At 66.9% G+C, this 1443-nt stretch carries 1 protein-coding gene; it reads right to left on the minus strand.

The genetic code is table 11. The annotated features are described in order from the left end of the window. Positions 1–12: 12 nt before the first annotated feature. Positions 13–1104: an IS110 family transposase gene (locus ACFXGI_RS38715; protein ID WP_384717786.1), complete on the minus strand. Its 1092-nt coding sequence runs from the start codon at positions 1102–1104 to the stop codon at positions 13–15. Positions 1105–1443: the final 339 nt, after the last annotated feature.

Genomic DNA, 1443 nt, shown 5'->3' on the forward strand with positions numbered 1-1443 from the left:
CCCCCGAGGCTGCTATATCGAGTCAAGCCGTTTGGGGAGGTTGTTGGGCTTCTCATCGTTGTTCGGTTCGGTTCGTTCGAGGATCTTGAACAGCTGCCTGGAGATCGCGCGCTTCAGGCAGCGTTGTGCGTCCCGGGCGGTCTTGCCCTCGGTGATTCTGCGGGCGACGTAGGCCTTCGTGGCAGGGTCGAGCCGCATGCGGATCAGGGTGATGATGTGCATGGCCCGGTTGAGCTGCCGGTCGCCGCTGCGGTTGAGTCGGTGCCGGTTGGTGAGTCCGGAAGAGGCGGGGATCGGCGAGACGCCGGCGAACGAGGCGAAGGCCGCTTCCGAGCGGAACCTCCCCTGGTGGGACCAGCTGACCAGGACCTGGGCCGCGGTGATCGGGCCCACGCCAAGCAGGCCGAGAAGCTCCGGGGCGGCCTTCCTTACCAGGGCCAGGATCTCCTTTTCAAGATCTTGGGCCTCTGCCTGCAGGCTCTGGATGCGCTGGGCAGTCGATCGTAGGGCCCGTGCTGTCATCCGGTGTTCAAGATCCTGGGCGGGGCGATCGCGGAGCTGGGCGCAGTGGGTGACCTGGGCCGGGCGCTTGAGTTTCCGCAGTTCGGCGCGGAGGTTGTCCGGTGCGGAGACGATCAAAGCCTTGAGCTGGTTGATCGCCGCCGTGGAGGCAAGGACCGCACCTTGGCGGGTGGCGAGAAGGACACGCAGTGCCTCTCGTTCGCCGCGGAGTCGGGGCTGTATCAGGTGCTCGGTGGCCAGGGCCTCCTTCGCTGCCCGGATGGCATCAAGCATGTCGGTCTTGCGTCCACCGCGGTTGGCCGCCCGCTTGGGCCGGCAGACCTCGACGACCTGCTCGCCGGCCTGGTCAAGGAAGGAGGCGAGCCCGGCGCCATAGCTGCCGATGCCTTCCACGGCCCAGCAGAGGCGGCCGGGGATGTGCTGGCGGGCGAAGTCCAGCAGGCGCCGGTATCCGCGGGCGTTCGCAGGGGCGTCGGTGCTGTTCAGGACTGCGCCGATGGGACTGACGGCTGCTGCGGCGAGGGTGTCTCGGTGGGTATCGACGCCGATGACGCCGTCGACTTGTTCTGCGAGGATGGCCACGTGGTCGTTCTCCTTGCCGGGCGGACGGCTGTCGTCGGCGTCGGCCTGGATGGAGTCACCGCGTGGCGGAACTGTGATGAGTCACGCCGCAAGGCGGACAAGCTGCTGATCAAGCCAACGGGTGGGCCAGGTCGGCGCCGATGTCCGGCAGACATCTCGGGGGAACGGCAGCCCCTGACGGGGCGCCAGTTATCTTTCGAGTCATGCCGGATCATCGGCGTCGAGCCTGGCAGCAACCCATCCCGGGCCGCAGAAGAACTCTCACAGTTATGTTTTTCGCGGTCCTGCAATGGGGCCGCTGGCCTCCGGGCCCGGTATGACTGTGTCCCCTCTGTCGAA

The sequence above is a fragment of the Streptomyces sp. NPDC059355 genome, from assembly GCF_042752335.1.
Classification (GTDB): domain Bacteria; phylum Actinomycetota; class Actinomycetes; order Streptomycetales; family Streptomycetaceae; genus Streptomyces.